General features: G+C 62.8%; 21 protein-coding genes and 1 pseudogene. 12 read left to right on the top strand and 10 right to left on the bottom strand.

The features are described from left to right. Positions 1-437: 437 nt before the first annotated feature. Both ABZN20_RS00905 and ABZN20_RS00900 read left to right on the top strand, forming a co-directional pair. Positions 438-1,217, top strand: a complete 780-nt coding sequence (locus ABZN20_RS00905; protein WP_218806266.1) for a Crp/Fnr family transcriptional regulator — start codon at positions 438-440, stop codon at positions 1,215-1,217. A 163-nt stretch (positions 1,218-1,380) separates the two neighbouring features. Beyond that, positions 1,381-2,142 carry a Crp/Fnr family transcriptional regulator gene (locus ABZN20_RS00900; RefSeq protein WP_367026489.1) on the top strand — a complete coding sequence of 254 codons (762 nt, stop codon included), beginning with the start codon at positions 1,381-1,383 and terminating at the stop codon, positions 2,140-2,142. Here ABZN20_RS00900 and ABZN20_RS00895 read toward each other — a convergent pair. Then, positions 2,099-2,965 (bottom strand): transglutaminase family protein, encoded by an 867-nt coding sequence (locus ABZN20_RS00895; protein WP_367026488.1) that lies wholly within the window; start codon positions 2,963-2,965, stop codon positions 2,099-2,101. The two genes, ABZN20_RS00900 and ABZN20_RS00895, sit on opposite strands and share 44 nt — an antisense overlap. Before the next feature lie 154 nt (positions 2,966-3,119). On the opposite strand from ABZN20_RS00895, the pseudogene ABZN20_RS00890 reads away from it, so the two are divergent. Both ABZN20_RS00890 and ABZN20_RS00885 read left to right on the top strand, forming a co-directional pair. Further along, positions 3,120-3,230: pseudogene (locus ABZN20_RS00890) on the top strand (DnaJ domain-containing protein); the annotation flags it as partial. Between the two features lie 47 nt (positions 3,231-3,277). Then, positions 3,278-3,577 (top strand): hypothetical protein, encoded by a 300-nt coding sequence (locus ABZN20_RS00885; protein ID WP_367026487.1) that lies wholly within the window; start codon positions 3,278-3,280, stop codon positions 3,575-3,577. A 395-nt stretch (positions 3,578-3,972) separates the two neighbouring features. Here the strand turns inward: ABZN20_RS00885 and ABZN20_RS00880 are convergent, their stop codons facing one another. From ABZN20_RS00880 to ABZN20_RS00865, 4 genes are all read right to left on the bottom strand, one after another. Continuing rightward, the gene (locus ABZN20_RS00880) at positions 3,973-5,478 is read right to left on the bottom strand and encodes a hypothetical protein (RefSeq protein ID WP_367026486.1); all 1,506 of its coding nucleotides are present in this window, start codon (positions 5,476-5,478) and stop codon (positions 3,973-3,975) included. Between the two features lie 14 nt (positions 5,479-5,492). Beyond that, a complete protein-coding gene (gene rlmD / locus ABZN20_RS00875) occupies positions 5,493-6,824 on the bottom strand; it encodes a 23S rRNA (uracil(1939)-C(5))-methyltransferase RlmD (protein WP_367026485.1) in 1,332 nt (443 codons plus the stop codon). Position 6,825: 1 nt separating this feature from the next. After that, positions 6,826-7,713 carry a cysteine synthase CysM gene (cysM, locus tag ABZN20_RS00870; RefSeq protein WP_367026484.1) on the bottom strand — a complete coding sequence of 296 codons (888 nt, stop codon included), beginning with the start codon at positions 7,711-7,713 and terminating at the stop codon, positions 6,826-6,828. Positions 7,714-7,829: 116 nt separating this feature from the next. Beyond that, complete coding sequence (locus ABZN20_RS00865) at positions 7,830-8,774, bottom strand: cation diffusion facilitator family transporter (RefSeq protein WP_218806260.1); 945 nt, start codon at positions 8,772-8,774, stop codon at positions 7,830-7,832. 109 nt (positions 8,775-8,883) lie between these two features. Between ABZN20_RS00865 and ABZN20_RS00860 the strand changes: the two genes are divergently transcribed. Next, positions 8,884-9,705 carry a hypothetical protein gene (locus tag ABZN20_RS00860; RefSeq protein WP_367026483.1) on the top strand — a complete coding sequence of 274 codons (822 nt, stop codon included), beginning with the start codon at positions 8,884-8,886 and terminating at the stop codon, positions 9,703-9,705. Positions 9,706-9,709: 4 nt separating this feature from the next. Here ABZN20_RS00860 and ABZN20_RS00855 read toward each other — a convergent pair whose 3' ends face one another. From ABZN20_RS00855 to ABZN20_RS00840, 4 genes are all read right to left on the bottom strand, one after another. Next, a complete protein-coding gene (locus ABZN20_RS00855; protein WP_367026482.1) occupies positions 9,710-10,246 on the bottom strand; it encodes a hypothetical protein in 537 nt (178 codons plus the stop codon). Beyond that, positions 10,243-10,833 (bottom strand): FMN-binding protein, encoded by a 591-nt coding sequence (locus ABZN20_RS00850; protein WP_255556347.1) that lies wholly within the window; start codon positions 10,831-10,833, stop codon positions 10,243-10,245. Before ABZN20_RS00850 ends, ABZN20_RS00855 begins: the two co-directional genes overlap by 4 nt. Before the next feature lie 83 nt (positions 10,834-10,916). Next, positions 10,917-11,615, bottom strand: a complete 699-nt coding sequence (locus ABZN20_RS00845; RefSeq protein WP_367026481.1) for a hypothetical protein — start codon at positions 11,613-11,615, stop codon at positions 10,917-10,919. Between the two features lie 24 nt (positions 11,616-11,639). Continuing rightward, positions 11,640-13,157: a hypothetical protein gene (locus ABZN20_RS00840; protein ID WP_367026480.1), complete on the bottom strand. Its 1,518-nt coding sequence runs from the start codon at positions 13,155-13,157 to the stop codon at positions 11,640-11,642. A gap of 245 nt (positions 13,158-13,402) precedes the next feature. On the opposite strand from ABZN20_RS00840, the gene ABZN20_RS00835 reads away from it, so the two are divergent. Then, positions 13,403-14,575 carry a cytochrome-c peroxidase gene (locus ABZN20_RS00835; protein WP_367026479.1) on the top strand — a complete coding sequence of 391 codons (1,173 nt, stop codon included), beginning with the start codon at positions 13,403-13,405 and terminating at the stop codon, positions 14,573-14,575. Positions 14,576-14,580: 5 nt separating this feature from the next. Here ABZN20_RS00835 and cax (ABZN20_RS00830) read toward each other — a convergent pair whose 3' ends face one another. Beyond that, on the bottom strand, positions 14,581-15,666 hold the full coding sequence (gene cax / locus ABZN20_RS00830; RefSeq protein WP_367026478.1) for a calcium/proton exchanger: 1,086 nt from the start codon (positions 15,664-15,666) through the stop codon (positions 14,581-14,583). A gap of 104 nt (positions 15,667-15,770) precedes the next feature. Here cax (ABZN20_RS00830) and cax (ABZN20_RS00825) point away from each other — a divergent pair, with 104 nt between their 5' ends. The 6 genes from cax (ABZN20_RS00825) (at position 15,771) to ABZN20_RS00800 (ending at position 23,395) form a co-directional block, all read left to right on the top strand. After that, positions 15,771-16,838, top strand: coding sequence for a calcium/proton exchanger (gene cax / locus ABZN20_RS00825; RefSeq protein ID WP_218806253.1), 1,068 nt, complete (start codon positions 15,771-15,773; stop codon positions 16,836-16,838). Positions 16,839-17,074: 236 nt separating this feature from the next. Beyond that, positions 17,075-17,416, top strand: a complete 342-nt coding sequence (locus tag ABZN20_RS00820; RefSeq protein WP_367026477.1) for a hypothetical protein — start codon at positions 17,075-17,077, stop codon at positions 17,414-17,416. 85 nt (positions 17,417-17,501) lie between these two features. Beyond that, on the top strand, positions 17,502-20,135 hold the full coding sequence (locus ABZN20_RS00815) for a heavy metal translocating P-type ATPase (RefSeq protein ID WP_367026476.1): 2,634 nt from the start codon (positions 17,502-17,504) through the stop codon (positions 20,133-20,135). Between the two features lie 93 nt (positions 20,136-20,228). After that, positions 20,229-20,750 (top strand): hypothetical protein, encoded by a 522-nt coding sequence (locus ABZN20_RS00810; protein WP_218806252.1) that lies wholly within the window; start codon positions 20,229-20,231, stop codon positions 20,748-20,750. Between the two features lie 55 nt (positions 20,751-20,805). Continuing rightward, positions 20,806-20,997, top strand: a complete 192-nt coding sequence (locus ABZN20_RS00805) for a hypothetical protein (protein ID WP_218806251.1) — start codon at positions 20,806-20,808, stop codon at positions 20,995-20,997. A 37-nt stretch (positions 20,998-21,034) separates the two neighbouring features. After that, complete coding sequence (locus tag ABZN20_RS00800; RefSeq protein ID WP_367026475.1) at positions 21,035-23,395, top strand: cation-transporting ATPase; 2,361 nt, start codon at positions 21,035-21,037, stop codon at positions 23,393-23,395. Positions 23,396-23,426 lie beyond the last annotated feature (31 nt).

Below are 23,426 nucleotides of genomic sequence, written 5' to 3'. Positions count from 1 at the left end.
TTGATGCCGATGTGATCCCCGGAAAGAGCGCGCTTTGCGGCAAGTTGTTGCTTGTCGTTTCAGTCACTGGAACGCAGCCTAACCGCAACATCAGGCGCCGTCGGTACGGTAACGCACGTAAGCAGCTGTCGCGGATAGGTTTCCGGATTCCCGTTGGGAAACCGGCAAGGCGGCTTTCCCCTCCAGGCCATAAGAATGGCCGGGTTGGCGGTTGTTCCCGTTCCGGGGCTCAACGCCTCTTGCTATGCCGCGCACAGCGAATCCCACACCGTTCGAATGCGCAGCGAAAAATCTGCTTGCGCTCTTGCAGAACGCCATAGGGTTGCTTTAATTAACGCCGAAATACGAGCTTTGTGCGAATCGCATCACCTGGAATTTTGCGCTTGGCCTCACGGATGCAGGCCTTCGATCTCGATCGGTAAATGTGAGTGCTGCCTATGACCGACCTGGAAAGTCCTCGCCAAAACCATCTCCTCGATGCGCTACCTGCAGCCGAATACGAGCGCCTTTTGCCCCATCTTGAGTTGATCCCAATGCCGCTCGGCCATGTTCTTTACGAGGCAGGGAGCCAGTTGCGTTACGCCTATTTCCCTGCGACTTGCATCGTCTCCAAGCTTTACGTCATGGAGAATGGCGCGTCGGCTGAAATCGCCGTGGTCGGCAATGACGGCGTCATCGGTGTTGCCCTCTTCATGGGCGGTGCGACCATGCCGAATCGTGCCGTCGTGCAGAGTGCGGGCTGCGCTTATCGGCTGCCGGCCCACATCCTTATGCGGGAGTTCGACCGCTCCGGGGAATGCCGAAACGGGGCATTGCACGATTTGTTGCTGCGCTATACCCAGGCGCTGATGACTCAGATGGCGCAGACGGCGGTCTGCAATCGGCATCATTCCATCGACCAGCAACTCTGTCGCTGGCTGCTGCTCAGCCTGGACCGGCTGCCCGGGAACGAGTTGACCATGACCCAGGAATTGATCGCCAATATGCTGGGTGTGCGCCGTGAAGGCGTGACGGAAGCCGCTGGGAAATTGCAGCGAGCAGGATTGATTGATTACAGCCGCGGCCACATCGCGGTGCTGGACCGGCCGGGATTGGAAGCCCGGGTGTGCGAATGCTACCAAGTGGTCAAAGCGGAATTCGAGCGCCTGCTCCCCCCCGGCAGGGCGACCCTCGAGACGATCAGTTTAGCGTGTCCGCCTAAGCCCGATCCAGCGTAGGTGTGTTTGCCAACGCATAGACGGTGGCGAATTTTTTGGATAAATTTAAATTTTTGAGACGCGGGTATCCATCTCCGTGTCTTCGGCCTCCTGCGTCGGGACGACATTGCATCCTCTCCCGGTGTCGCCGGCTGGGTTTTCCAGTGATTTCCGGAGAGTCGCCGTGCCATACACCCAAGCTGTTCCCGCCACCAATCGCCTATTGGCCGCCCTCCCGGAGAAAGACCGTCAACGTTTACTGGCGAGCTGCGAGACGGTCGAACTCGGAGTGGCCGATGTCCTGGGAAACCCCGGCGATCCGATAAGCCATGTCTATTTTCCCACCGGCAGTGTGATTTCGCTGGTGCTGCCCGTCGATGGCAGTACAGGTTTGGAAGTGGCGCTGATCGGCAATGAAGGCATGCTCGGAATCACCCTGATTCTGGGAGTCGATATCGCGCCATTTCAAGCTCTGACCCAGGGGGCAGGTCCTGCGCTGCGCACAACGGCGCAATCGTTTCTCAGTGAGTTCGAACAGAATCCTGCACTGCAGCGGGCGTTGAAGCGCTACCTCTACGTGTTGTTGGTTCAGCTCGCGCAAACGACCGCATGCGCTGGCTTCCATCTGGTGGAGGCGCGCCTCGCCCACCAGTTGCTGACGGCTCGGGACCGGGCGCAGTCCGACACGCTTCATGTCACACCCACCTCTCTTTGGCCTATCGGCTGGGTGTACGGAGCGTGGGCATCACCAAAGCGGCAAATTCGCTGCAGAAGCAAGAACTCATCAGTTACCGCCGCGGGGACGTCACGATTTTCGACCGCGTGGGCCTGGAATCCGCTTCTTGCGGGTGTTATCGGGCCGGGAAAGAAATCTACGAGCGCATACTGGGTTAGGTGGAGGCTTACTGCGCCGGGATTCCGCTCACCTCCACCCTCACCCGCATGACAGGCCATTGGGGGGAGGCAGACAAAAAAGCGCCGGAGACGGGGGGCACCGATTCGGGATGCCGGCCCACGGCCAGGGCGATGTGGTCGTTGCCGACCACTTGGCCGGAGGTGGAGTCGAATCCTTTCCAACCGGCGCCGGGCAGGTAAACTTCCGACCAAGCGTGGGTTGCACCAGCGTTCTCATTCGAGGTGGGCATACACAGATAGCCGCTGACAAAGCGTGCCGCCAAGCCCAAGTAGTGACAGGCTTCGATGAATAAGGCCGCGAAGTCGCGGCAGGAGCCGGTGCGTTTGGCCAAGGTGGCCGCCGGGGTCTGAACGCCCGGTTCTTCCCTTTGCTGATAGGTGAATCCCGTAGCGATGGCTTTATTGATCCATTCGAGCAGGAGATAGGTTTCCACTACTTGACCAGACTTCCAGAAGGACTCCAGCCACTGGCTCAACAGCGGCTCGTCCGGGGCAAATATCGGTACGATATAAGCGTACAAGTCAGCCTGCTCGGCGAGATCGTACCGGAACGGATAGCGCACGGCGTAATCAGCCACGAGAAAGTCTAACGGCTGGTCTTCATAGTGCTGGAGGATGAGGCGGCTGTCGATCGACAGCCGATCGCCCGGCTCGGTGAAAGTGGCCAAGGCCACGGAGTTATCGTACATGTCGCGCTGCCATTGCAGGCGATGGGCGGGGTAAATCGCGAGGTTGGCGGATTCTATGTGGACGTCGTGTCCTTCGCGAGGCCGCAAGATCAGTTTATGCGGCAGCAGGGTTACGGCTTCGGCGTATCGGTAAGTAGTTACATGCCTTATTTGCAGGCGGCGCATCGTCATCACTCCTGGGCTCGGGGCCACGGCGAGCTTCGATCAGCATTCTGACCCAAAGACTGATGTTGCGTCGAATTGGGCGCAGGGCCAATCAAGACAGCGGCACTACAATGCAACCCATTGAACTTGTTTACTGAATATCGCTTCTTGCCCAATGAAATACAAAGACTATTACGGCATCCTGGGCCTCGACCGGAACGCTACCGCCGAGGAAATCAAGAAGGCTTACCGCAAACTAGCGCGCAAGTATCACCCGGATGTGACAGCGCCTACCGCTCGGAAAAACACGAAGAACGTCTGGCCGAAGCGGGGATGGTCAGCCAAATCCACGAAAAAGGCACGCGCGCCGCACCGCTGACGGAAGAACAAACCGTGTCGAACCGCAACAAATCCAAGGTACGGGCGCGGGTCGAACACATCTTCGGCGCCCAGGCCGCCATGGACGGACACATCGTCCGGACCATCGGCCTGGAGCGAGCGCGGGTGAAGGTGGGCCTGCTGAGCCTGGCTTACCACATGAAGCGTCTGGTGCAGTTGACGGCGAACGAAGTCAGAAGGCAGGCCCGCCGGGCGGCAAGCCCGGACGGGATCGGTCTGCCCGCTGTGGCCTGAAACGGGGGAAACACCCCCGCAACAGGCCTTTGCGGACCGGATCAACCCCGAATTTTGCCGTCCTGGGCGCGAAAACCTGAATTTTTCCGGTACGAACGAACTGGAGAGCATGGAATTCGGATTTTTAGAGGTTCCCTATAGCTTTTCATGCTCCGCGGCAATTGCACATCCCTAGTGACCTCCCCCCAACACGGCATGCCAAGCAGTTTCAATCACCCAACCACCGCCGGAATTTCTGATTCGGCCCTGCCCAGCTTGTGGGAGGAGGTCACAGCTTCTCATCCTCTTGCAGCGTTTCCTCTGGCAGCTTGCGCGATGTTGATGGCTGTCTTAAGTCCTCGTCTGGCTCCCAAACTCCAGCTTGGGAGCCAGTGCTCAGCGCACTTCGGTTCCCGTTACTTCACCCCGGCCACCGGCCGCATCTGGGTATCGCATCGCCCGCCGACTACGGCTGTTTTTTCCACCGCAGGCGCTTGGCAATTTTCGCCGCGGTCCTTGATATGGCAGCGCAGCTCCAGCGATTTGCCCGAGTTCAGCCATGCCGGCGTGGTACGGTAGCGTCCGGGTTCGCCGGTTTCGCAGCCGGCCGGGATGCCGTAGGGCACGCAGCGGGCGGTGGGCTTGAGATCGATCTTGCGGGCGTCGATGACGAAACCGGGGTAGTGGTCGGCGATCCTGACCTCGTCCCGGTCGTCCTTTTGCGTCACGATGAAGTCCTGGAAGAAATAGCCGCCGTCGGTGCGATCGTCCACCTGTATCCGGGTGTTGGCGATGAGCGCGAAATCGGTCCCCTTCCTGGCGACCGCGCCGGAGATGTACTCCGCCCGTGTGTGGCCGGGAAAGCATTTGCCCATGGCCGGAGCGTGGTAATAGTGCCTGAGGCTCTTCAGGTCCGCCAGGGAGGCGCCGGGAAAGATGTCCTTGAGGTCGGCGTCATCGCCGAACAGGATGCGCTGCACATCCGGCAGGCTTTGCTCGTACATGGCCTGCAGCTTGGCATAGCGCTCGGCGTGGCTCAGATCCTGGCGCAGGAAGCAGGCCGTGAGGCCCGTGACCTGGGTGAGGTACTCGTCCCAAATGTTGTACTGCGAGGGCTTCGACGCCACCCCCTGGAAATCGCCTGGCCCGCCGCAGCCTTGGCCGCTGCTGCAGCCTTCCTTGCCGCGGTTGCGGATGGACAGGGCGATGACGTTGCGTTCGCAGGCGCCGTAGGCGTTACAGCCCCGCTCCAGGTGCCCCTCGAACAGGGCGGTGCGCATGACGTAGTCGAGATGCCTGGCCTGCTCCAGCGCCCGCGCCGGCCAATGGCCGGGGTTGGCTTGCGAGAACTGGTCCCAGGCGCGGTCCAGGGCGGACCGGCGGCCGGTCAGGTTGCCGTTGCCGCTTCCGCATTGAGGCGAGTCATGGAACGCTTTCACGATCCGGTCCAGTTCACCCTGGTCGGGCCTGGCCGGCCGGCGCGCCGGAGCCGGCGGCGGATCGAAGAAAGGCGCTTTTTCCATGGGATAGAGCTTACGAACATCGATCACGTGCCGGACCGAGCCGTCGCAATGATGGTTGGGAACGGCCATGGCCTTGCGCTCCGCCACGGCCTGCTTGAAGTTCTCCGCCGAGGCGGGAGTGGCGGTGCGGGAATCCACGACGAGCTTGAAACCGACGTAAGGCGTGCCGCCGGCGTCGGTCAGCGGTCGACCGTTTTTCAGAACCAGGCAAGGGATGACCGAACTGCCCTGGCTCAGCGTCCCGGCCGGCGACGCGGGGCCGTTGCGCAGAAAGGCATCGGCATCGTAGTACGGAATATCCAGCGGACCATTGAACTGGTATAGCGTCATCACCGGCGTGGCCGGAATGGCCAGGGCGAGTCCGGGCACGGCGGCCAACGCGAGCAACAGTCTTTTCATGGTGAAAACCCGGTTCAGCGCTCGAACAGAGCGATGGATTCGACGTGGGCGGTGTGCGGGAACATGTCCATCACGCCGGCCCGGAGCAGACGGTAGCCGTATTCATGGACCAGGATGCCGGCATCGCGCGCCAGCGTAGCGGGATTGCAGGACACGTAGACGAGGCGCCCGGCCTTCCACTTCGGCACGCACTGGAGGATTTCCAGGGCGCCGGCGCGGGACGGATCGAGCAGCACCTTGTCGTACTCCCGCTCGGCCCAGGGGCCGCAGCGCTCCGGCTTGGACAGGTCGGCGACGTGGAATTCGACGTTGCCGATACCGTTGTCCGCCGCGTTCCGGATCGCCCGCGCTACCGACTCCGCGCCGCCTTCCACGCCGGTGACATGGGCGGCGCGGCGCGCCAGCGGCAGGGTGAAATTCCCCAGGCCGCAGAACAGGTCGAGCACGCGCTCGTTCGGCTGCGGATCGAGCACCTGCATGACCCGGTCGATCATCTGGCGGTTGATCGCCATGTTGACCTGGGTGAAATCCAGGGGGCCGAAGCGGAAGGTCACGTCCCATTCCGGCAGGCTGTAGCTCAAGTCGTGCGCGGTCTCCGGATAGACCGGCGCGACCGAGTCGCGCCCCTCGCGCTGGACGTAGACGTCCAGCCCCTGGTCCTTGCCGAACTGCGCCAGCCGGGCGAAATCCTCGGGGGTCGGGTCCTCCAGCACCCGGAACACCAGCGCGGTGCGCTCCTCGCCGACCGCCGCCTCGATCTGCGGCAACCGTTCCCGCAGCGAAAGTCCTTCGATCAGCTCGGCGAAAGCCTGGATGCGCTCGCCCAGAGCGGGATGCAGCACCGGGCAATCGGTCATGTCGACGATCTTGGCGCTGGAGTGCTCGCGAAAACCCACCAGCTCCCGGCCCTTCTTGGCGACGTAGCGTGCCCCGAGCCTGGCCCGGCTGCGATAGCCCCAGTGTGGACCGCGTAGCGGCGGAAACCGGGCCGCCGGCTCGACCTTGCCGATGCGGCGGAACTGCTCCAGCAGCAATTCCTGCTTCAGGGCGATCTGGGCGTCCTCGGACAGATACTGCAGGCTGCAGCCGCCGCAGAGGGCGAAATGTTGGCATCGCGCCGGCACGCGGTCGGGCGAGGCCGTGACGATATCCGCCACCCGCCCGGCGGCATAGTCGCGTTTCATTTCGGTGTAGACGAAGGTGACGTCCTCACCCGGCAAGGCGCCGTCGACGAACACCACCCGCCCGTCGACGTGGGCGATCCCCTTGCCGTCGTGAGCGAAGGATTCGATGTGCGCCGCGATCGGCTCGACCGGCAGCGGCTTTCTTTTGCCTCGATAACCCATCTTATTCCGGAAATACGCCGGTGGAGAGATAGCGGTCGCCGCGGTCGCAGACGATGACGGCGATCACCGCGTTCCCGACTTCCCGCGACAGGCGCAGGGCGGCCGCCACCGCGCCGCCGGAGGAGATGCCGGCGAAGATGCCCTCCTGCGCCGCCAATTCCCGTGTGGTGGATTCGGCTTCTTCCTGGGTCACGTCGAGTATCCGGTCCACCAGCGAGGCGTCGTAGATCTTCGGCAGGTAGTCCTCCGGCCAGCGCCGGATGCCGGGAATCTTGGCCTCGTCCTTGGGCTGGACGCCGATGATCTGGATCGCCGGATTCCGCTCCTTGAGATAGCGCGCCGTGCCCATGATGGTGCCGGTGGTGCCCATGGAACTGACGAAGTGCGTGATCCGCCCCTGGGTGTCGCGCCAGATTTCCGGCCCCGTGCCTTCGTAATGGGCGCGCGGATTGTCGGGGTTGGAGAACTGGTCGAGGATCTTGCCCTCCCCTCGCGCCTCCATCGCCCGCGCCAGGTCGATCGCCGCCTCCATGCTGCCCGCCGCCGGCGTCAGGATGATCTCGGCCCCGAAGGCCTTCATCGTCGCCCGGCGCTCGGCGCTCATGTTGTCGGGCATGATGAGCGTCATGCGGTAGCCTTTGATCGCGGCGGCCATGGCCAGGGCGATGCCGGTGTTGCCGCTGGTCGCCTCGATCAGCCGGTCGCCCGGCTGGATATCGCCCCTCGCCTCGGCGCAGCGGATCATGCTCAGAGCCGGCCGGTCCTTCACGGAGCCGGCGGGGTTGTTGCCTTCCAGCTTGGCCAGGATGAGGTTGCCGGTGTCGCCGGGCAGCCGCTGCAGACGCACCAGCGGCGTGTTGCCGACGAAGGATTCTATGGTGGGAAACATGGAGGGGGATGCCTGTGGAAACTTGGGATGACCCTATTGTAGCCGGCAATAGTTTAGCGATTTTCTAAGGATTAGCCGCCAAACGGCCAACGCTCTGTTCATCGCACGACAGCGGCTCATTCTTCGTGATAGCGGTGATTCGGCCGGGAAATGTCGCAATACAGGAGATCCGGCTGGCAGCTCTCGGACTCCAGTTGCAGCGTCGTATGCGCGATGCCGTAACGTTGAGCGAGCAGACGGGTGACCCGCTTCTGCAGCCCCTCGCCTTCGCTGAGCCGGATGTCGTCCGTCACGACATGGGCCGACAGCATGCGCAGTTGCCGCGAGATGCTCCACACATGGAGATGGTGCACGCCGTGCACGCCTTCGACCTGCATCAGATCCCGCACCATCGAACTCATGTCCACGTCCCGCGGGGTGCTCTCCAGCAGGATGTCCAGAACCTCCGCCAGCAGCCCTTTGGCGTTCCAGAGGATGAGCAGGGCGATCAGAATGCTCGCCGCCGGATCGAGCCAGTACAGGCCGGTGTAGCGGATGGCGACGCCCGCGGCGATGGCGCCTAGGGTCGAAGCCACGTCGCCCATCAGATGCAGGAATGCGCTGCGCATGTTCAGGTCGTCGTGGCTGCCGTGATGGACCAGCCAGGCGGTGAAGGCGTTGACCAGCAGCGCCGCTCCCCCTACGCCGATCAGGATGTCGGCCTGAACCGGCGCGGGGCTCTGGAGGCGGAGGTAGGCGTCGTAAATGATGTACAAGGCCACGACCACCAGGCCCGCGGAGTTGCCCAGGGCGGCCAGTATGCCGGCGCGGTGGTAGCCGAAAGTCTTGGCAGCGTGCGCCGGCTGCGCGGTCAGCCGCATGGCGTACCAGCTCAAGCCCAGCGCCAGCACGTCGCTCAGGTTGTGCACCGCATCGGTCAGCAGCGCGAGACTGTTCGCCTTCCAGCCCGCCAGCGCTTCGAACACGACGAAGCCGGCGGTGACGATCAACGCCCAGACCAGTCGCCCTTGTGCTCCGGCGGAATCAGCCGCATGATGATGTTCGTGGTCGTCGTGAGGCACAGCATTCTCCAGGCCGCGCGAAAATACCCATTTTAACGGATTTGCCGCACCGGCAGCCGATCAGCGTCCCGAATCATCCGCTTTACGAAAAATCCGAGCAGGTCATCCCATGGCAAGACTTTTCCGGCGCATCGCATGCGCAATCCTCGCATCCCCTCTTTCCGTCATCCCGGCCTTCGCCGACAGCACTCTGCAATATCAGGTCGCCGGTGAAAAAGCGCCGCAATCGCTGTTCGTCAAGGACGGCCAGGTGCTGATCAAGTCGGCGGGGGGCGACACCAAGCTGGACATTCTGTTCAATCAATCCCGAAACGCGGCTTTTTTGATCGATCACCGCAAACAGGCCTATATGCCCGTGACCGAGCAGCGGGTCGCAGAACTCGCCTCCCAGGTCCAGGACGTGCAGCCGCTCCTGCGCGGCCTGGGCGAACAGTTGAAGAAAGTGTCTCCGGAACAAAAAGCCAAGTGGTCGGACATGCTGGGCGGCGTCGACCTGGACCGGGTCACGGCCAAATCCGAAGACAATCGGCCGATCCTGGTGACGCAGGCCGGCACCGCAAAAACTCAAGGAGGCTATGCCTGCAGCAAAGTGGAATTGCGCCAGGGCGGGGACAAGAAGGGCGACATCTGCCTGGCGTCTGCGGAAACGCTCAAGCTTCCGGCCGGAGACTACGAAACCCTGCGCGCCATGATGATGTTTTCTTCCAGAATCGCCGACAAAGCCAAGGGCGCCGCGGCGCGCTACGTCGATCTCGGGCCGCTGCCCACCGTGAACCTCAGCGAATATCCCGGCATTCCGGTCGAACTCCACGACACCTCGTCCAAACAGGCCGCCACCCTGACCCTGAGCAGGATCAGCTCGGATGCCCTGCCGCCCGGCGTCATGGGCATTCCGGAAGGCTATTCGGCAAAGAAGCTGAAACTCTGGTAAGCGATCAGACGACGTCCGTCACGGCCTGAACGGAGCGCGGCGGTTCCTTGGCCCGCTGCCTCGAACGCTGGGCCAGAAGCGACAGCGACACGACCACGATCAGAGTCGCCAGGCTGAGTTCCAGCAGCAGGAAAGCCCCGATCTTGAAATATGCAAAGGCCGGATGGGCGAAACGGACCAGCCAGCCCGCCGCTTCGTCCGCCACCGCGCCGAAAAACGTCAAGCCGGTCAGCCAGACTTTCAGGCGGGTCGGCAGAGGCGTGAACAGCACCAGGTGTGCGAGCGTGACCACCAGCATCCCCATCGAAAACAGGTGGAAATGCGTAACTTCCAGCAGACTCTGGTAACTCCGGGGCTGGGTGAATTTTTCCGGCGAGCCGAGGTAATACTCGACGACCGATTGCGCCGTCAGCCCCATCTTGTGGAAATACATCAGGCCGTTGCTGATCCAGAACAAGGCGATGTACCCCAGGAACAGAAGCACGACGGCGTTGAGCATCATCTGCCGATTCTGCTCTCCGGTAACGAAAAATCGCATCATTCACCTCCGGCGGGATGCGCCTGCCTGAAAATTGCCTTGACTTTCCTGACGCTGGCCAGCGCGGCCACCGAACTCAGCGTCGCCCCGGAAACGGCGTCGATGCCGTTGCCCGGCATCAACTGTTCGATCGTCCTTCCCTTCATCTGTTCGAACCAGCGGGCCGTGGGCTGATACTCCGGCGGCTCGTGGAACGCCAGCACCTCCACCCGGACCACCTCGCCCTTGGGGGAAAGCACGATCAGGAGACTCTCCGGCTGGGTGCGCACGGTGTGGGACTCGAGGGCGGCGAAGCCCAAGGACTTTCCATCCCGCTCGGCGGTGTAAAAGGTAAAGAGGCTCGACTCGAGCTTCACCCGCGCCTCCCGCTCCACCGCGGCGATCTGCTCGTCGGTCAGGAACACGGGTTCGGACGTCACGGCCACGCCCGGCCCGAAAGCCAGCTCGAAGGCTTCGTCCTGGCTGTAATAAACCGTGGCTCCGCTGTCGGGAACGATCCCTAGCAGGCAGACGCCCATCAGCAGGCCGGCGAAAAACGCGATCTTCCGTTGCCCCTGTTCGCCCCAGGAGACACAAGACTGGCTATGCAAAGGAAAATACTCCTCAATGTCATTTACATGCCCATGCTACACCAAAGACCGCGTCTTCCGGACCACCCGAAGTCACGAAAACGTCAAAATCCGCTGAGAATGCGGTAAACGATCTTGTGGTTGTCGGCCGCCAGCACCTCGGCCTTCAGGTTGCGGAAGGTGATGGTGGTCGGGAAGGCGTCGACCGCGTAGCTCATGTCCAGGGTGACCATGGGCCGGTCGAAATCTCCCCCCTTGTACTCCAGGAACCGGAGACTGAGGGTATTGTTGGCGAACCCCTGATACATCAGCTCGTAGCGGAAGGCGCCCCCGTGCGGCACGACGATGTCCTGGGTCTTGTAAGGCAGCCGCGGCGACAGCGGCTGCTTGAGCCAGGACGATTCCGGCGCCACCCGGACGTGGTCGAAGAGGCCATCACCCGTTTCGTCCGAGAAACAGGCCGTCTTGTAGGCGCCGATCAAGGGATCGATGTACATCAGCTTTTCCGAGCAATAGACCGGATCGTTCTGCACCGTCGCCGGGAACACCGCGTCGCCGGCATCGACGAAGACCGCGCCTTCGCCGACCACCTGCCGGCTCGAATCGGTGAATACGGCCCCCTTGCGGTGCCAGTAGTTGTAGACGGCGAACATGCGGCCACCGGCCGGCGCCTGCGCTTGCTGTCCCAGGGGCGGCTCGAGCCCCGAAACGTCCGAGAAATTCGACTTGTCGACGACCGGCGCCGGCGCGCAGGCGACGCCCGCTATCGCCACCACCGCCAATAAGAGTCCGCGATACAGCATGGATTTTCCTTTCGACTGGATTGATCAGTAAATGAACCCAACACCGAGGTTGAACTGGCCCGGCAGTTGCCCCGCCCCGGAACTGATGTTCTGGTAGTCGGCCTTGATGACGATGTTGGTGATGGGTTTGTAGGTGAGACCGGCCTGGTAGATGCGCTGATCGTAGCGCCCGTCGTAATCGGGGAAGCCGTCCGGCACGGTCGCCAAGGTATTGTAACGTTGGTAACGCACGAACGGCGCGAGGTACTGGGTGGTCCCCTGCCACAGCCAGGGCAGCACATCGTAGGCGCCTTCCACGTACCAGCCGTAATTGGAACTGCCCACCGTCTCGCCTTTGGCTTCGCTGAGTATCGCCGCATCGCCGACCCCGCCCCAGGCGCCCAGGGCCCGGAATTCGAAGCCGCGGTAATGCCATTGGAGATGGCCTTCGTAGAGCTGGGTGAACACGTTCGGCTTCTGCGGACCCGCGGCGGTCATGAAGACATTGCCCTGCCCCGCATCGCCCAGGAATGTCGAGGCGCCGACCATCAGCCCCGGTAACTCGGGCGGCATGTAGTCCACCCGTCCCGTGAATGCCAGGTTTTCCGCCAACGCTTTGCTGCCGCCCTGGCGGCCTTCCTGGATGCCGAGCGAATCGAAGCCTTCCGCATTGAGGCCGTTGATGCCGTAGGCGCGGTAAACCAGGCCGGGCACGATCTCGCCGTGCACGCCAACGCCCATTTCCCGCCAGGTCGTCGGGATGATCAGCTGCTCGACCGCAGGACGCCGGTTGCCGTGGAAGAACGTCGGCTCGTGGATTTCGTTGATGAAGCCCATGGGCACGAGCATCAAACCGGTACGGACGTTGGCCCTGGGGTCGAACAGAAAGTCGAGGTACGAAAATTCGACGGAAACCTCGCCCTTCTCTTCGTCACCCTCGCCGGTCGAACCGTGCTCGAACTCGATTTCGTTGTTCAGCACGATCCAGTCGTTGAACTTGTAGCCCGCGTAGAGAACGAGTCTGGCCATGTCGGCCGTGTTTTTCCGCTGCAGCGATTTTTCCACCCCGTCGTTCTGAAAATTGGTGTAGAAGAATTCGCCGTAGCCGCCGATCGACAGCCCCCGCTTGTTCATGTACACCTGAGAGGCCGCCGGCGCCATGCCATACATGCTCTTGTATTCGCGCTTTTCCGGGATGATCAGCGAGGTCTTGAGCTTTTCGACCTCGGCCGCAAGGATATCGGTCTTGCGGTCCGATTCGGACTTGGCTTTTTTCTTGCCGGCCTCCTCACCCGGCTTTCCCGCCTCGGAGGCCGCCTCCGCCTTGTTGGCCGTCTTGAGGTCCTGCACCTCCTGCTTGACCTCCTTCTGTACGGTCTCGGTCTGGCCGAGTTTGGTCTTCAGCGCTTCGATTTCCTGCTGTTGCTGCTGAATCACTTTCCACAGATCCTCGACCGAGGGCAGCTTCTGGGCGGCAATCGCTTCTCCCGCGATACCGCAGGAAAGAAGGGCGGTGGACAACGCCGCCCGTAGCGGGCTCGGCTTGGCTGCTGGTTCACTCATTGCTGATTCTCCCCTTGTGAAAAAATAACACGCCTGCAAATGCGATTGATTTACGTTTGCGCAGACATTAGCATTAGCATGGAAATCATGCAAGCGCCCACAGGCTGAGCGAATCCATTTCAGGCAACGAACGCTGATGGGACGCGGGAAATCAGGCGGCGGTCAAATGCGGCGCTTGACCCCGCCAGAAAACATAACGAGAATAGTTCTCATTATTTGCATAAACAAGAGTGGGGGAACCTCGAATGAACTACCGTCTCACCGTCGCAGCGGGCATCTTCGGCTTGATGGCGTCCCATTCGGCTTTCACGGAAGAGCTCACCCTGCCGGGCGGAAAACACCTGTCCAAAAAGGCGCAACTCGGCCAAAAGCTGTTCTTCGACACCAACCTGTCCACGCCGCCCGGCCAGTCATGCGGCAGTTGCCATGATCCGGCCACGGCATTTTCCGATCCGAACAAGAACCAGCCGACCTCCAACGGCGTGCTGAAAACCCTCAAAGGCAACCGCAATGCGCCGACCGCGGCCTACGCCGCCTTTACCCCGCCGTTCCACTACGACACCAGTCTGCGCCTGTTCGTCGGCGGACAGTTCCTGGACGGACGCGCGTCGACACTCAAGGACCAGGCGAAGGGACCTTTCCTCAATCCCGTGGAAATGGCCAACCCCGACAAACAAACGGTGGTGAACAAGGTCCGGGAGGCGGAATATGCCTGGATGTTCGACGCGGTCTTCGGGCCCGGCTCGCTCGACAATACCCGCAAGGCCTACGACCGGATCGCCGCTGCGATCGCCGCCTTCGAACGGTCGCCGGTGTTCGCCAGGTTCGATTCCAAGTACGACTACTATCTGAAGGGGAAAGTCAGACTCACACCGCAGGAAATGCGCGGGCTGGTGGTTTTCGAATCCGAGGAAAAGGGCAATTGCGCCGCCTGTCACCCGAGCAGGCCGAGCGCGAACGGTACCCCGCCGCTGTTCACCGATCACACCTACGACAACCTCGGTGTGCCCAAAAACCCGGACAACCCCTTCTACGCCCTGCCGCCGAAGCTGAACCCCGACGGCCCGGCCTTCGTCGACTTAGGGCTGGGCAAGCAGGTGGGCAAATTCTGGGAAAACGGCAAGCTGAAGGTGCCTACGCTGCGCAACATCGCGCTTACCGCGCCCTACATGCACAACGGCTATTTCAGCACCCTGCGCTCCGTGGTGGACTTCTACAACACCCGCGACGTCCGCCCCACCTGCTGGAACGAACTCGTGACCGAAGCCGAAGCCCAACGCCTGGGCTGCTGGCCGGCGCCCGAGGTCGGACAGAACGTCAATGGCGACGAACTCGGCAATCTGCGCCTGAGCGACAGGGAGGTCGACGATCTGGTCGCGTTCCTCAGAACCCTGACCGACGGCTACCGGCCGGAGTGAACGGCTCAGGAGGACGGCGCGGCGGGGATGTAGAAGAACCCGATGGCGAGGATGCAGTAAACGCCTATCAGCAGGAGTCCCTCGAACCAGCTCGACCGACCGTCGCGGACCAGATCGCGCGTGACCACGACGGCAAGCATGACGGCGACGATCTCGAACTGGGAAAACAGGAGGTCCATGTCCTGCCCGATGAGCATGCTGAAAAACACCAGAACCGGAGCCACCAGCAACGCCACCTGGGTGCTGGCGCCGACGGTGACGCCCAGGGCCAGTTCCACCTGGTTGGAGCGGGCGAACCGGATGGAGTTGAAGGTTTCAGCGGCGTTGCCCACGATCGCCAGCAGGAAAACGCCGGCGAACAAGGGCGTCAATCCCATCGCATCGGCCGCCGGCTGGATCGCGTCCGTCATGATTTCGCTCATGACGCCCAGGGCGACGGTCACCACGGCCAACACCCCGAGCGCACGGTTCCTGCTCCACCCGAGCTCCCCGCCCAGCGGCTCCGGCTCGGCCTTGCCTTTTTCTTCGAGCTCCTCGGCGGCCGCCGCGACACCGAACACCGCCTTCTGGCTTCGGAGGGTCAGAACGATGCTCCCGCAGTACACGAAAAAGAGCACGGCGGCGATGTGGACGCTGATTTCCTCCTCGGAGCTCGCACTGAAATGAAACACGGCCGGAATGATCAGAGCGATCGCCGCCAACATCAGCGACCCTGCGTTGCGGCGCGCCGTCTTCGAATCGAACTGCTGCTCGCCCCATTTCGCACCGCCGACGAACAGCGACAAGCCCAGGCCGAGCAACAGATTTCCGATGATGGAACCGGTCAGCGAGGCTTTGACGACGTCGACCAGCCCTTGATGAAGCGCGAACAGCCCCACGATGATTTCGGGGGCGTTGCCGAGGGTCGCGCTGAGGAGGCCACCGTAAGTCGGCCCCAGGTAACTCGCGAGCGATTCGGTGGCATCGCCCATCAGCGCCGCAAGCGGCACGATCGCCAGGGCCGACGCCAGGAACACCAGAATGGGGTGGGCATCTCGCCAGTCCAGGCCCAACGCGATCGGAATGAATACCAGCAACCAGTTCAGTCTCACACTCGGCTCCCAAGGCTCGTGGCCAATAAAAAATCCCTTCAAAAAATTATCACGCCCGCCGACTATAATCGCGCGATTTGAAAAATAGCTGAATGAGGCTGCGGATGAACCTGAACTGGCTGCTTGCGCTGATACCCGTATCGGTTGCGCTGAACTGGTTCCATGCCGATCCGATTCTGGTTTTCTTCTGCTCCGCCCTTGCCATCGTGCCCCTCGCCGGCCTGATGGAAAAAGCCACGGACGCCCTGTCGGAATATCTGGGACCCACGTACGGCGGCCTGCTCAACGCCACCATGGGCAACGCCCCCGAGCTCATCATCGGCGTCTCCGCCTTGCGCAACGGATTGATCGACATCCTGAAAGCCTCCATCGCAGGCTCGATCATGGGCACGCTCCTGTTCGGCATGGGCCTTTCCCTCCTTGCCGGCGGGCTGCGCAAGCCACGCCAGAGCTTCGACAGCGAGATGGTCTCGGTCAACGGCGCGCTGCTGATGCTCGGCACCTTCGGGCTCGTGATACCGGCGGTGTTCAAGTTCGGGGCCAAGCCAGACCAGGAAATCAGCCTGGAAATCTCCATCGTCCTGTTCATGGTCTACCTCGCCAGCATGGTCTTCACCCTGCTCACGCACCGGCCGGCGGTCGGCGCCGTCGCGGTGAAAGCGGAACTGCAGGAAAAAGGAGAAGCCACCAAGGAAGAAAAACCGGCATGGAGCCCCAGGACCGCCTTCTGGATACTCGGCGGGGTGGCCGTCGTGCTGGCGGTCGTGAGCGATGCGCTGACCGACTCCATCGACGACGCAGCCGACGCCATCGGCCTCACCCCCGTGTTTGCCGGTGTGTTCCTGCTTTCCATCGTAGGCAATGTGGCCCAGTACATGAATTCGACCGCTTTCGCCTACCGGAACCAGATGACCCTCGCCCTGTCGGTCAACCTCGGCGCAACGACCCAGCTGGTGCTGCTGGTCGCTCCCGTCCTCGTCATCGCCGGCAACCTCATGGGCATGAGCATGGACCTGCTGTTCACTCAGTTCGAACTCGTCGGCATCATCCTGTCGGTGACGGTCGCCCGGAACCTCCTGGCCGACCAGACCTCGACCTGGCTCGAAGGCGTGATGCTGATCGGAGTCTATATGATGCTCGGCATCGGTTTCTTTTATGCGCCGTCGCCGTAAAACTTACATCTGACCCCAATAAAATCTTAACGGGCCTGCCGGATACTTATACGGCTCGGCCTTGAGAACGGCCCCGCGATATTACGGTAAGGTTAAATCGGGTTCCCGGCGGCATCTTCGTCTTGGCTTTCGCCGGACATGCATGTTAGCCTGGACCCGGGTGCTACAGGCGGTTTCGAACGGCCGGCCTGTCAGGCACAACGAATTTGTCAAACTTCGAGGGAGTATCCAATACCATGGCAGATCCAACCGCGAACAGTACCAGCACCGATGCCGGCGAGGCCGAAGCCCTGAAATCGATCTCGGACGCAATGCGTGACGCTGTACAGAACGCGACGGAAGACGCGGCGAAGGTAAGAGAGAAGCTGGCCGGCATGGACGTGGGACGCTCGCTGTCGCGCTTCGCCTATACCAGTTCCTACATGGTGTCCTACGGCATCGTTTACGGCACCGTCTTCATAGCCCGCGCCATCCCCCAGGACAATCCCATCGTCGAGGGGTTCGTCGACGGCGGCCGTGCAGCGATCGATGCGCTGAACGAAGCCAAGGAAGTACAAACGCCCGCTTCCGGCGCCTGAGCCGCACACGCCGCGGGGCGCGATGACGCCCCTTCATCTCAAGGAATCATCGTAAATTCTCGTTCGTCAATCAGGACAGCTGACAATGCCCCAACTCGCTCCCAACTCCAGCGCTCCGAAACTCTCCGGCTCCACCAGCATCACCGTCTCGTTTCCCGCCCCCGGAACCATTGCGGTCCACGGACAGGAGATGTTCGGCGATCCGGATACGCCGGTCTGCCGGGCCTTCCTGCGGCGGGTATTCCTGGTGCCGGAAATCCGGGGAGCGACGATCAAGGCGGCCCCGGCCTGCTGTGCCGAGCTGCACTTCGACACGAAGCGTCACGCCGCGAAAGAAGTGCTGTGGAAGGTGGCGGATTGTTTGGCGGAAGAAGACGCCGTTCCGGCGGAGGGCGAAGCCGCTCCGGTTTTCGCGCCGATGATCACCGCGCGCGACCGCCACGGCGTCGTGCATTACCATCGTTTCGGCAAGCGGGTCACGGGCTGGCAGGTCGTGAGCGACCAGACCGGTTCGATCAGGCTGAAGAACCCCGTCCTGTACCGCAAGAACAATCTCTGCCAGGCCATCGAGCGGGAGCTGATGAGCGTACTGGGGGTCGATCGCTACAAGACGCACTCGCTGCGCTGCACGGTGCAGATCGACTACGATCCGCGCCGTCTGAGCCAGGCGAATCTCATCGAGATCCTCGACAGCGCCCTGGAAACCGCCGAGCACCAGGAAGAGCTCGATAAACTCGATCTCGACCTGACCATCTGCACCCTGTCCATCCCGCTGGCGGCTACCGCGCAGTTCGCGGTTCCGGCCCTGCTCCCGGTGTCCGCCGCGGTATTCGCCTACACCTCGATCCCCTGCTTCCAGGGCGCGTACGAACATCTCTTGAAGGAAAAGCGGATCGGCTGCGATTTCCTGGATTCGATCGTCGTGCTCGGCTGTCTGGGCACCCTGCAGATTCTGCCCGGCGCGGTGCTGGCCTGGTGCCTGTCCTTCGGCCGGCTGCTGGTCAAGAAGACCGAGGACAACTCCAAGAAGATGCTGCTGAACGCGTTCGGCAAACAGCCTCGCTATGTCTGGCTGGTCAAGGACGGGGTCGAGATCGAAGTATCCATGGACAAGGTCCAGAAGGGCGACATCGTCGCCGTCCACACCGGCGATACCGTGCCGGTGGACGGCCACATCGTCGAAGGCATGGCGATGATCGACCAGCACGCGCTGACCGGCGAATCCACCCCTGCGGAAAAGGGCGTGGGAGACAGGGTGTTCGCTTCCACCATCATGGTGGCGGGCAAGATCTTCGTCTCGGTCGAGCAGTCGGGCAGCGAAACGGCCTCCTCCAAAATCAGCCAGATATTGAACGATACCGCGGGATACAAGCTGTCGTCCCAGAACAAGGGGGAGCGGCTGGCGGATCAAGCGGCCGTCCCGACCCTGGTAGTGGGCGGCATCGCCATGGCGACCATCGGACCGGGCGGCGCCGTCGCCGCCCTGAACAGCGACCTCGGCACCGGCATCCGCATGGCGGCGCCGCTGGCACTGTTGTCCTCCCTGGCACTGTGCGCGCAAAAGGGCATCCTGGTCAAGGACGGCCGGGCGCTGGAACTCATGAGCAAGATCGACACCGTTCTGTTCGACAAGACCGGCACCCTGACTCGCGAGTGTCCGGAGGTGGGCCGCATCATCACTGCGGACGGGTTCGCGGAAAAAGAAGTGCTGATGTATGCCGCCGCCGCGGAGCAGAAGTTCCATCACCCCATCGCCCTGGCCATCCTGAACAAAGCGGAGGAATGGGGGATCGGGCTTCCGGCGACCGATGAGACCCAGTACAAGGTGGGCTACGGCATCGACGTCGGCGTAAACGGCCACCGAATCCGGGTCGGTAGCCCCCGCTTCATGGAAATGGAGGGCATTGCGTTGACGCAGGAGATCAAGGAAGGGCTCGATGCCGCGCATCTCGAAGGCTTTACGATGGTAATGGTTGCGATCGGCGACCGGATCGGCGGAGCGCTGGAACTCCGGGCCGCGGTCCGCCCCGAAGTGAAGGAAATCGTCGCCGGCCTGCGGGCACGCGGCGTCAAGCATCTGGCCATCATCTCCGGCGACCACGAAGCGCCCACGCGCAAACTGGCCGAGGAACTCGGGATGGACCGCTATTTCGCCCAGGTCTTGCCGGCGGACAAGGCGGATTACGTGGATAAGCTGCAGCAGGAAGGCCGCACCGTCTGCTTCGTCGGCGACGGCATCAACGACTCGATCGCGCTGAAGAAAGCCAACGTGTCGATCTCGTTGCGTGGCGCCACCTCCATCGCCACGGATACCGCCCACATCGTGTTCCTCGAGCAGGGCCTGGGCAAGCTCTGCGAACTGCGGGACATCTCCCGGGAACTCGAGCGCAACATCGCGCGCAGTTGGGCCATGATCATCGCCCCCAACGTTGCCTGCGTCCTCGGCGTGTTCACCCTGGGCTTCGGCGTGGCGGCCTCGGTTTTCACCAACAACGTCGCGGCGCTCGCGGCGCTCGCCAACGGCCTGCTGCCGATGCGGAAGGTCGCCCTTCTGGAGGCCGAACGGCGCCATCAGCTCGAACTCGAGTTGAAGCGCGCGGGCTGTGCTAATGTAGACCCGACCGGAATCCATGAAGCCGGCACCGCGGCGGAAGCTGTCGACGCGGCGGCGGAAATCGACGAAGCCGATGACGGCGGGCGGAGCGCGCTGGCGGCCTAGGAGTTCGGTTCCGCCGCTCGCATCACCTCACCCGCATAGCGGCATTCAGGCCATCGCTCACATGCTTCGGAATATTCCAATAGAGGATTGCCCATGTCCGAACCCAGCACACCCGCATCCCGCGGCCGCAGAAGCAAACCAGTACACGCCGCGGCCCCGGAAAGCGCCGGCGGCCGGCCGGCTCCCAGGTTTCGCATATTCATTTTGGATACCGGCTGGACCTCCCCCGCCGCGCAGGTGATCCGGGACAATTTCGAGATGATCCGCTCTTTCCAGGACGGCGATCCGCTTTACGTGCTTTCCCCGGAACAGTCCCGCGACATCGTCAAGAGGCATCCGCAGTTCATCGGCAAGGATCCGGTGCTCATCGTCCGGGACATGCACCGCTCCGGCCCGCGCGACGGCGGCGAATACCACGGATTCCATCTCAATCTGGGACTGATCCAGAAGCCCGTGCGGGCGCTGCACGCTCTGCAGGAGTTCCTGCGCTTCCTGAGCCTACACCACGACAGCCCCAATATCGAACGGGACATCAAGGACAGGCTGCATAAGGACGGGTTCATCGGCACGATCGAGGTGATCCGCGAAGGCGCCAAGGACGCCATGGGCGCCTGACGGAATCGCCCGTCCGATCCGCATTTTCACCACCCCGAAACCGGAGGATAGACGCATGGAACAGGTGACGAACGCACTGACCACCGCCCTGGCGGCCATTTTTCTATCGGCAATGATCATCGAAGTCCGGCGCCGCCAGAGGCAGCTGCAGGAGATCTACAACGTCCTGGACGAGCAGGATAAACAGATCGTCATGGAACTCGACCGTATGGTCGAACTCGGCGAAATCGAGCCCTACGCCGATTAGCCGCCTCTCAAACTAACAGCCCGACAAAAACTGGTATATGGCTGATAGCATCACGTTCGGTTCCAACTGGCTGCGCATCGAGGATGACTCGGTCTTCGGCCCTGGCTGCGGAAGGATTGCCCGCCGCTTTGCCCGGCAGGTCCTGGCCCTCCCGGAAGTCGAATCACTCGGCCTCGAACCCTCCCAAGGAAGCGCGCTCATAAGACACCGCACCGCGAAGGGAGACGCCGGCGCTTTCCGCCGGCGGCTGGCCGCCGCGGTGGGCGCCGATAACGAAGGATTGGAAGACCGGGATTTGCCGCATTGGCCGGCGGATTCCGCGCTGACGCTGCATCGGCACGCGGGCTTGATCTCACTGTTCCGGATCGGAGCGGCCGATGATGGCTGGCTGGAATTGCGGCATCCCCGCCTGAAGGGAAACGCCTCGCTCCTCCGGAACATCGAAACCGGGCTCACCGCACTCGATGCGGTCACGCGCGTCTCCGGCAATGCCGCTTCCGGAACGATCCGGATAAGTTACGACGCCGAGTCGCTGGAACCTTTGACCCTTGTCCGCATCGCCGAGGGACTGCTGACCGGTGAAGTGGCATCGCGTGTTCCCGAACCCGGAGCGGTGGATTTCCGGGTCGCCAACGCCAGCGTCGGACTCGGCGCCGTTGGGGAATTGATGCTGCCGCTTGCGACACCGGTCGCGGCGGGCCTGCTGGTTGCGAGCAATCTCAAGGTCTTGCAGGATGCCGGCAAGCAGATCGGCCGCGGGAAGCTGGGCGTGCCGGTGTTTCATACCGCCCTCCTCGCCTGCTCGATCGCCACCGGCCAGGTCCTCGCCTACGCCCTGACCGAATGGTCTCTGCGCTACTGGCAGCGGAACTGGCGGAAAAATCTGGCACGGGAAGCCCATGCGCTCCTGGAGGACAGCCTGCCACTTCCGGCGCAGACCGTCCTGCTGAATGCCGATGGAAGCGAGTCGCTGACCGCTGTGGCCGATTTGCGCGCCGGCGACCGTGTCAAAGTTCCTGCAACGGAAGCCATCCCGGTCGACGGGGTCGTCCTCGCCGGCCAGGCCCTTGTCCAGGAAACCAGCCTCCGAGGAAGCCAGGGCCCGGTGCGGAAAATTCCCGGCGATGAAGTACTCGCGGGGTCCGTCGTGGTCAACGGCTCCCTGGAAATCGAAGCCGTCCGCACCGGATCGGAAACCCGGGCCGCCGGGCTTACGAGGTCCGTTCTCGAAACCGCCACCCTGATACCCTCCGACCGGGCCATGCGGCGCGAAGCCGAAAACCTGGCGGACCGCACGGTGCTCCCTACGCTGGCCACCGCCGGCGTCGGATGGGCCGCCGGCGACCTGATCACGGTGGGCGCCATCCTGCACCAGGACTGGGTCAGCGGGCCCGGCATGGCGCTGCCGATGCAAGTACTCCGGGACATGCGCCTGGCCTTGCACAGCGGCGCCCTGCTCAAATCGGCTTCCGCCCTCACCCGCCTGAAGGAGAGCGACTTCCTGGTGATCGACGGCGATCTGCCGGGCCTCCTCAATCCGCAGCTCGAACTGGCCGAAGTGGCCAGCCACCTGCCGGACACCGACACGATTCTGCGGCATGGCGCTGGCGCCGCACTCTTCCTCGGCGACGAACGCGCCGAGGCGCTGGCCCAAAGCTGCCTCCGGCGCGGGCTGGTCGTCCGCGAGCCGGAACTGCTGTCGCTGAACGCCGATGCGGTCGAAGTGCGGATCGGCCGCCATACCGTCAGTCTGGTTGGCGGCCCCAGCCGTTCCAAGACGGCCCCGGCGCCGTTGCTGATGCGCATCGACGGCGTCGACGTCGCCGAGCTGCGGTTCGCTTACTCACCCTTGCCGCGCGCGGCCCATACCTTCGCCCGTCTCCGCGCGCTCGGCATGCAGCAGATCTTCATCGTCTCGTCCCGACCGGACGATGAAGCCGCCGAACTCACGCGGCGCCTGGGTGCCGATCTCTCCGGCGGTGGACTGAACGCGGAGCAAAAAATCCGCTTTCTCCAGGGGCTGAAAAAACGGGGCGTGCGTGCCACGCTGATCGGCGACTTCGGCAGGGATCCGGCTGTTGCCGGCGAAGCCCATGTCGCCGTGGCGTTCGGAAGCCAGGCAGCCGACGGCGGCCCCTGCGACATCGCGATCCTGGGCGAGTCGCTCGATCCCCTGGTCGATCTGATGGAGCTGGCCCAAGGCCACGACGCCAACGTCGTTTCGGCCTGCCGCATGGCGGCGATCCCCAATCTGCTATGCATCGCCGGCGCCTTCGCCGGACTGCTCAACGGCATCACTTCCGGAATCCTCGCCAACATCGGCGTCATGAACGTCGACCGCCGCATACGGCGAGACCTGCAGGCGGCAAGGACCCGCCGCGTTCCGGTTCTGCGCTGACCCGTTTTCCGTCGGGGAGGAAGTAGCGGCC

It is taken from the genome of Methylococcus sp. ANG, from assembly GCF_040730495.1.
Classification (GTDB): domain Bacteria; phylum Pseudomonadota; class Gammaproteobacteria; order Methylococcales; family Methylococcaceae; genus Methylococcus.
Note: the sequence above shows the minus strand (reverse complement) of the source record. Positions and strands in the feature narration are given on the sequence as shown.

Bases quoted from the DNA above. Each gene is read 5' to 3' on its own strand.
- ABZN20_RS00845 (WP_367026481.1), bottom strand. From the start codon at position 11,615: ATGCTGTATCGCGGACTCTTATTGGCGGTGGTGGCGATAGCGGGCGTC.
- ABZN20_RS00880 (WP_367026486.1), bottom strand. From the start codon at position 5,478: ATGAAAAGACTGTTGCTCGCGTTGGCCGCCGTGCCCGGACTCGCCCTG.
- ABZN20_RS00815 (WP_367026476.1), top strand. From the start codon at position 17,502: ATGCCCCAACTCGCTCCCAACTCCAGCGCTCCGAAACTCTCCGGCTCC.
- ABZN20_RS00800 (WP_367026475.1), top strand. From the start codon at position 21,035: ATGGCTGATAGCATCACGTTCGGTTCCAACTGGCTGCGCATCGAGGAT.
- cysM (WP_367026484.1), bottom strand. From the start codon at position 7,713: ATGTTTCCCACCATAGAATCCTTCGTCGGCAACACGCCGCTGGTGCGT.
- ABZN20_RS00810 (WP_218806252.1), top strand. From the start codon at position 20,229: ATGTCCGAACCCAGCACACCCGCATCCCGCGGCCGCAGAAGCAAACCA.
- cax (WP_218806253.1), top strand. From the start codon at position 15,771: ATGAACCTGAACTGGCTGCTTGCGCTGATACCCGTATCGGTTGCGCTG.
- ABZN20_RS00895 (WP_367026488.1), bottom strand. From the start codon at position 2,965: ATGCGCCGCCTGCAAATAAGGCATGTAACTACTTACCGATACGCCGAA.
- ABZN20_RS00835 (WP_367026479.1), top strand. From the start codon at position 13,403: ATGAACTACCGTCTCACCGTCGCAGCGGGCATCTTCGGCTTGATGGCG.
- rlmD (WP_367026485.1), bottom strand. From the start codon at position 6,824: ATGGGTTATCGAGGCAAAAGAAAGCCGCTGCCGGTCGAGCCGATCGCG.
- ABZN20_RS00820 (WP_367026477.1), top strand. From the start codon at position 17,075: ATGGCAGATCCAACCGCGAACAGTACCAGCACCGATGCCGGCGAGGCC.
- ABZN20_RS00840 (WP_367026480.1), bottom strand. From the start codon at position 13,157: ATGAGTGAACCAGCAGCCAAGCCGAGCCCGCTACGGGCGGCGTTGTCC.
- ABZN20_RS00885 (WP_367026487.1), top strand. From the start codon at position 3,278: ATGGTCAGCCAAATCCACGAAAAAGGCACGCGCGCCGCACCGCTGACG.
- ABZN20_RS00805 (WP_218806251.1), top strand. From the start codon at position 20,806: ATGGAACAGGTGACGAACGCACTGACCACCGCCCTGGCGGCCATTTTT.
- ABZN20_RS00905 (WP_218806266.1), top strand. From the start codon at position 438: ATGACCGACCTGGAAAGTCCTCGCCAAAACCATCTCCTCGATGCGCTA.
- ABZN20_RS00860 (WP_367026483.1), top strand. From the start codon at position 8,884: ATGGCAAGACTTTTCCGGCGCATCGCATGCGCAATCCTCGCATCCCCT.
- ABZN20_RS00855 (WP_367026482.1), bottom strand. From the start codon at position 10,246: ATGATGCGATTTTTCGTTACCGGAGAGCAGAATCGGCAGATGATGCTC.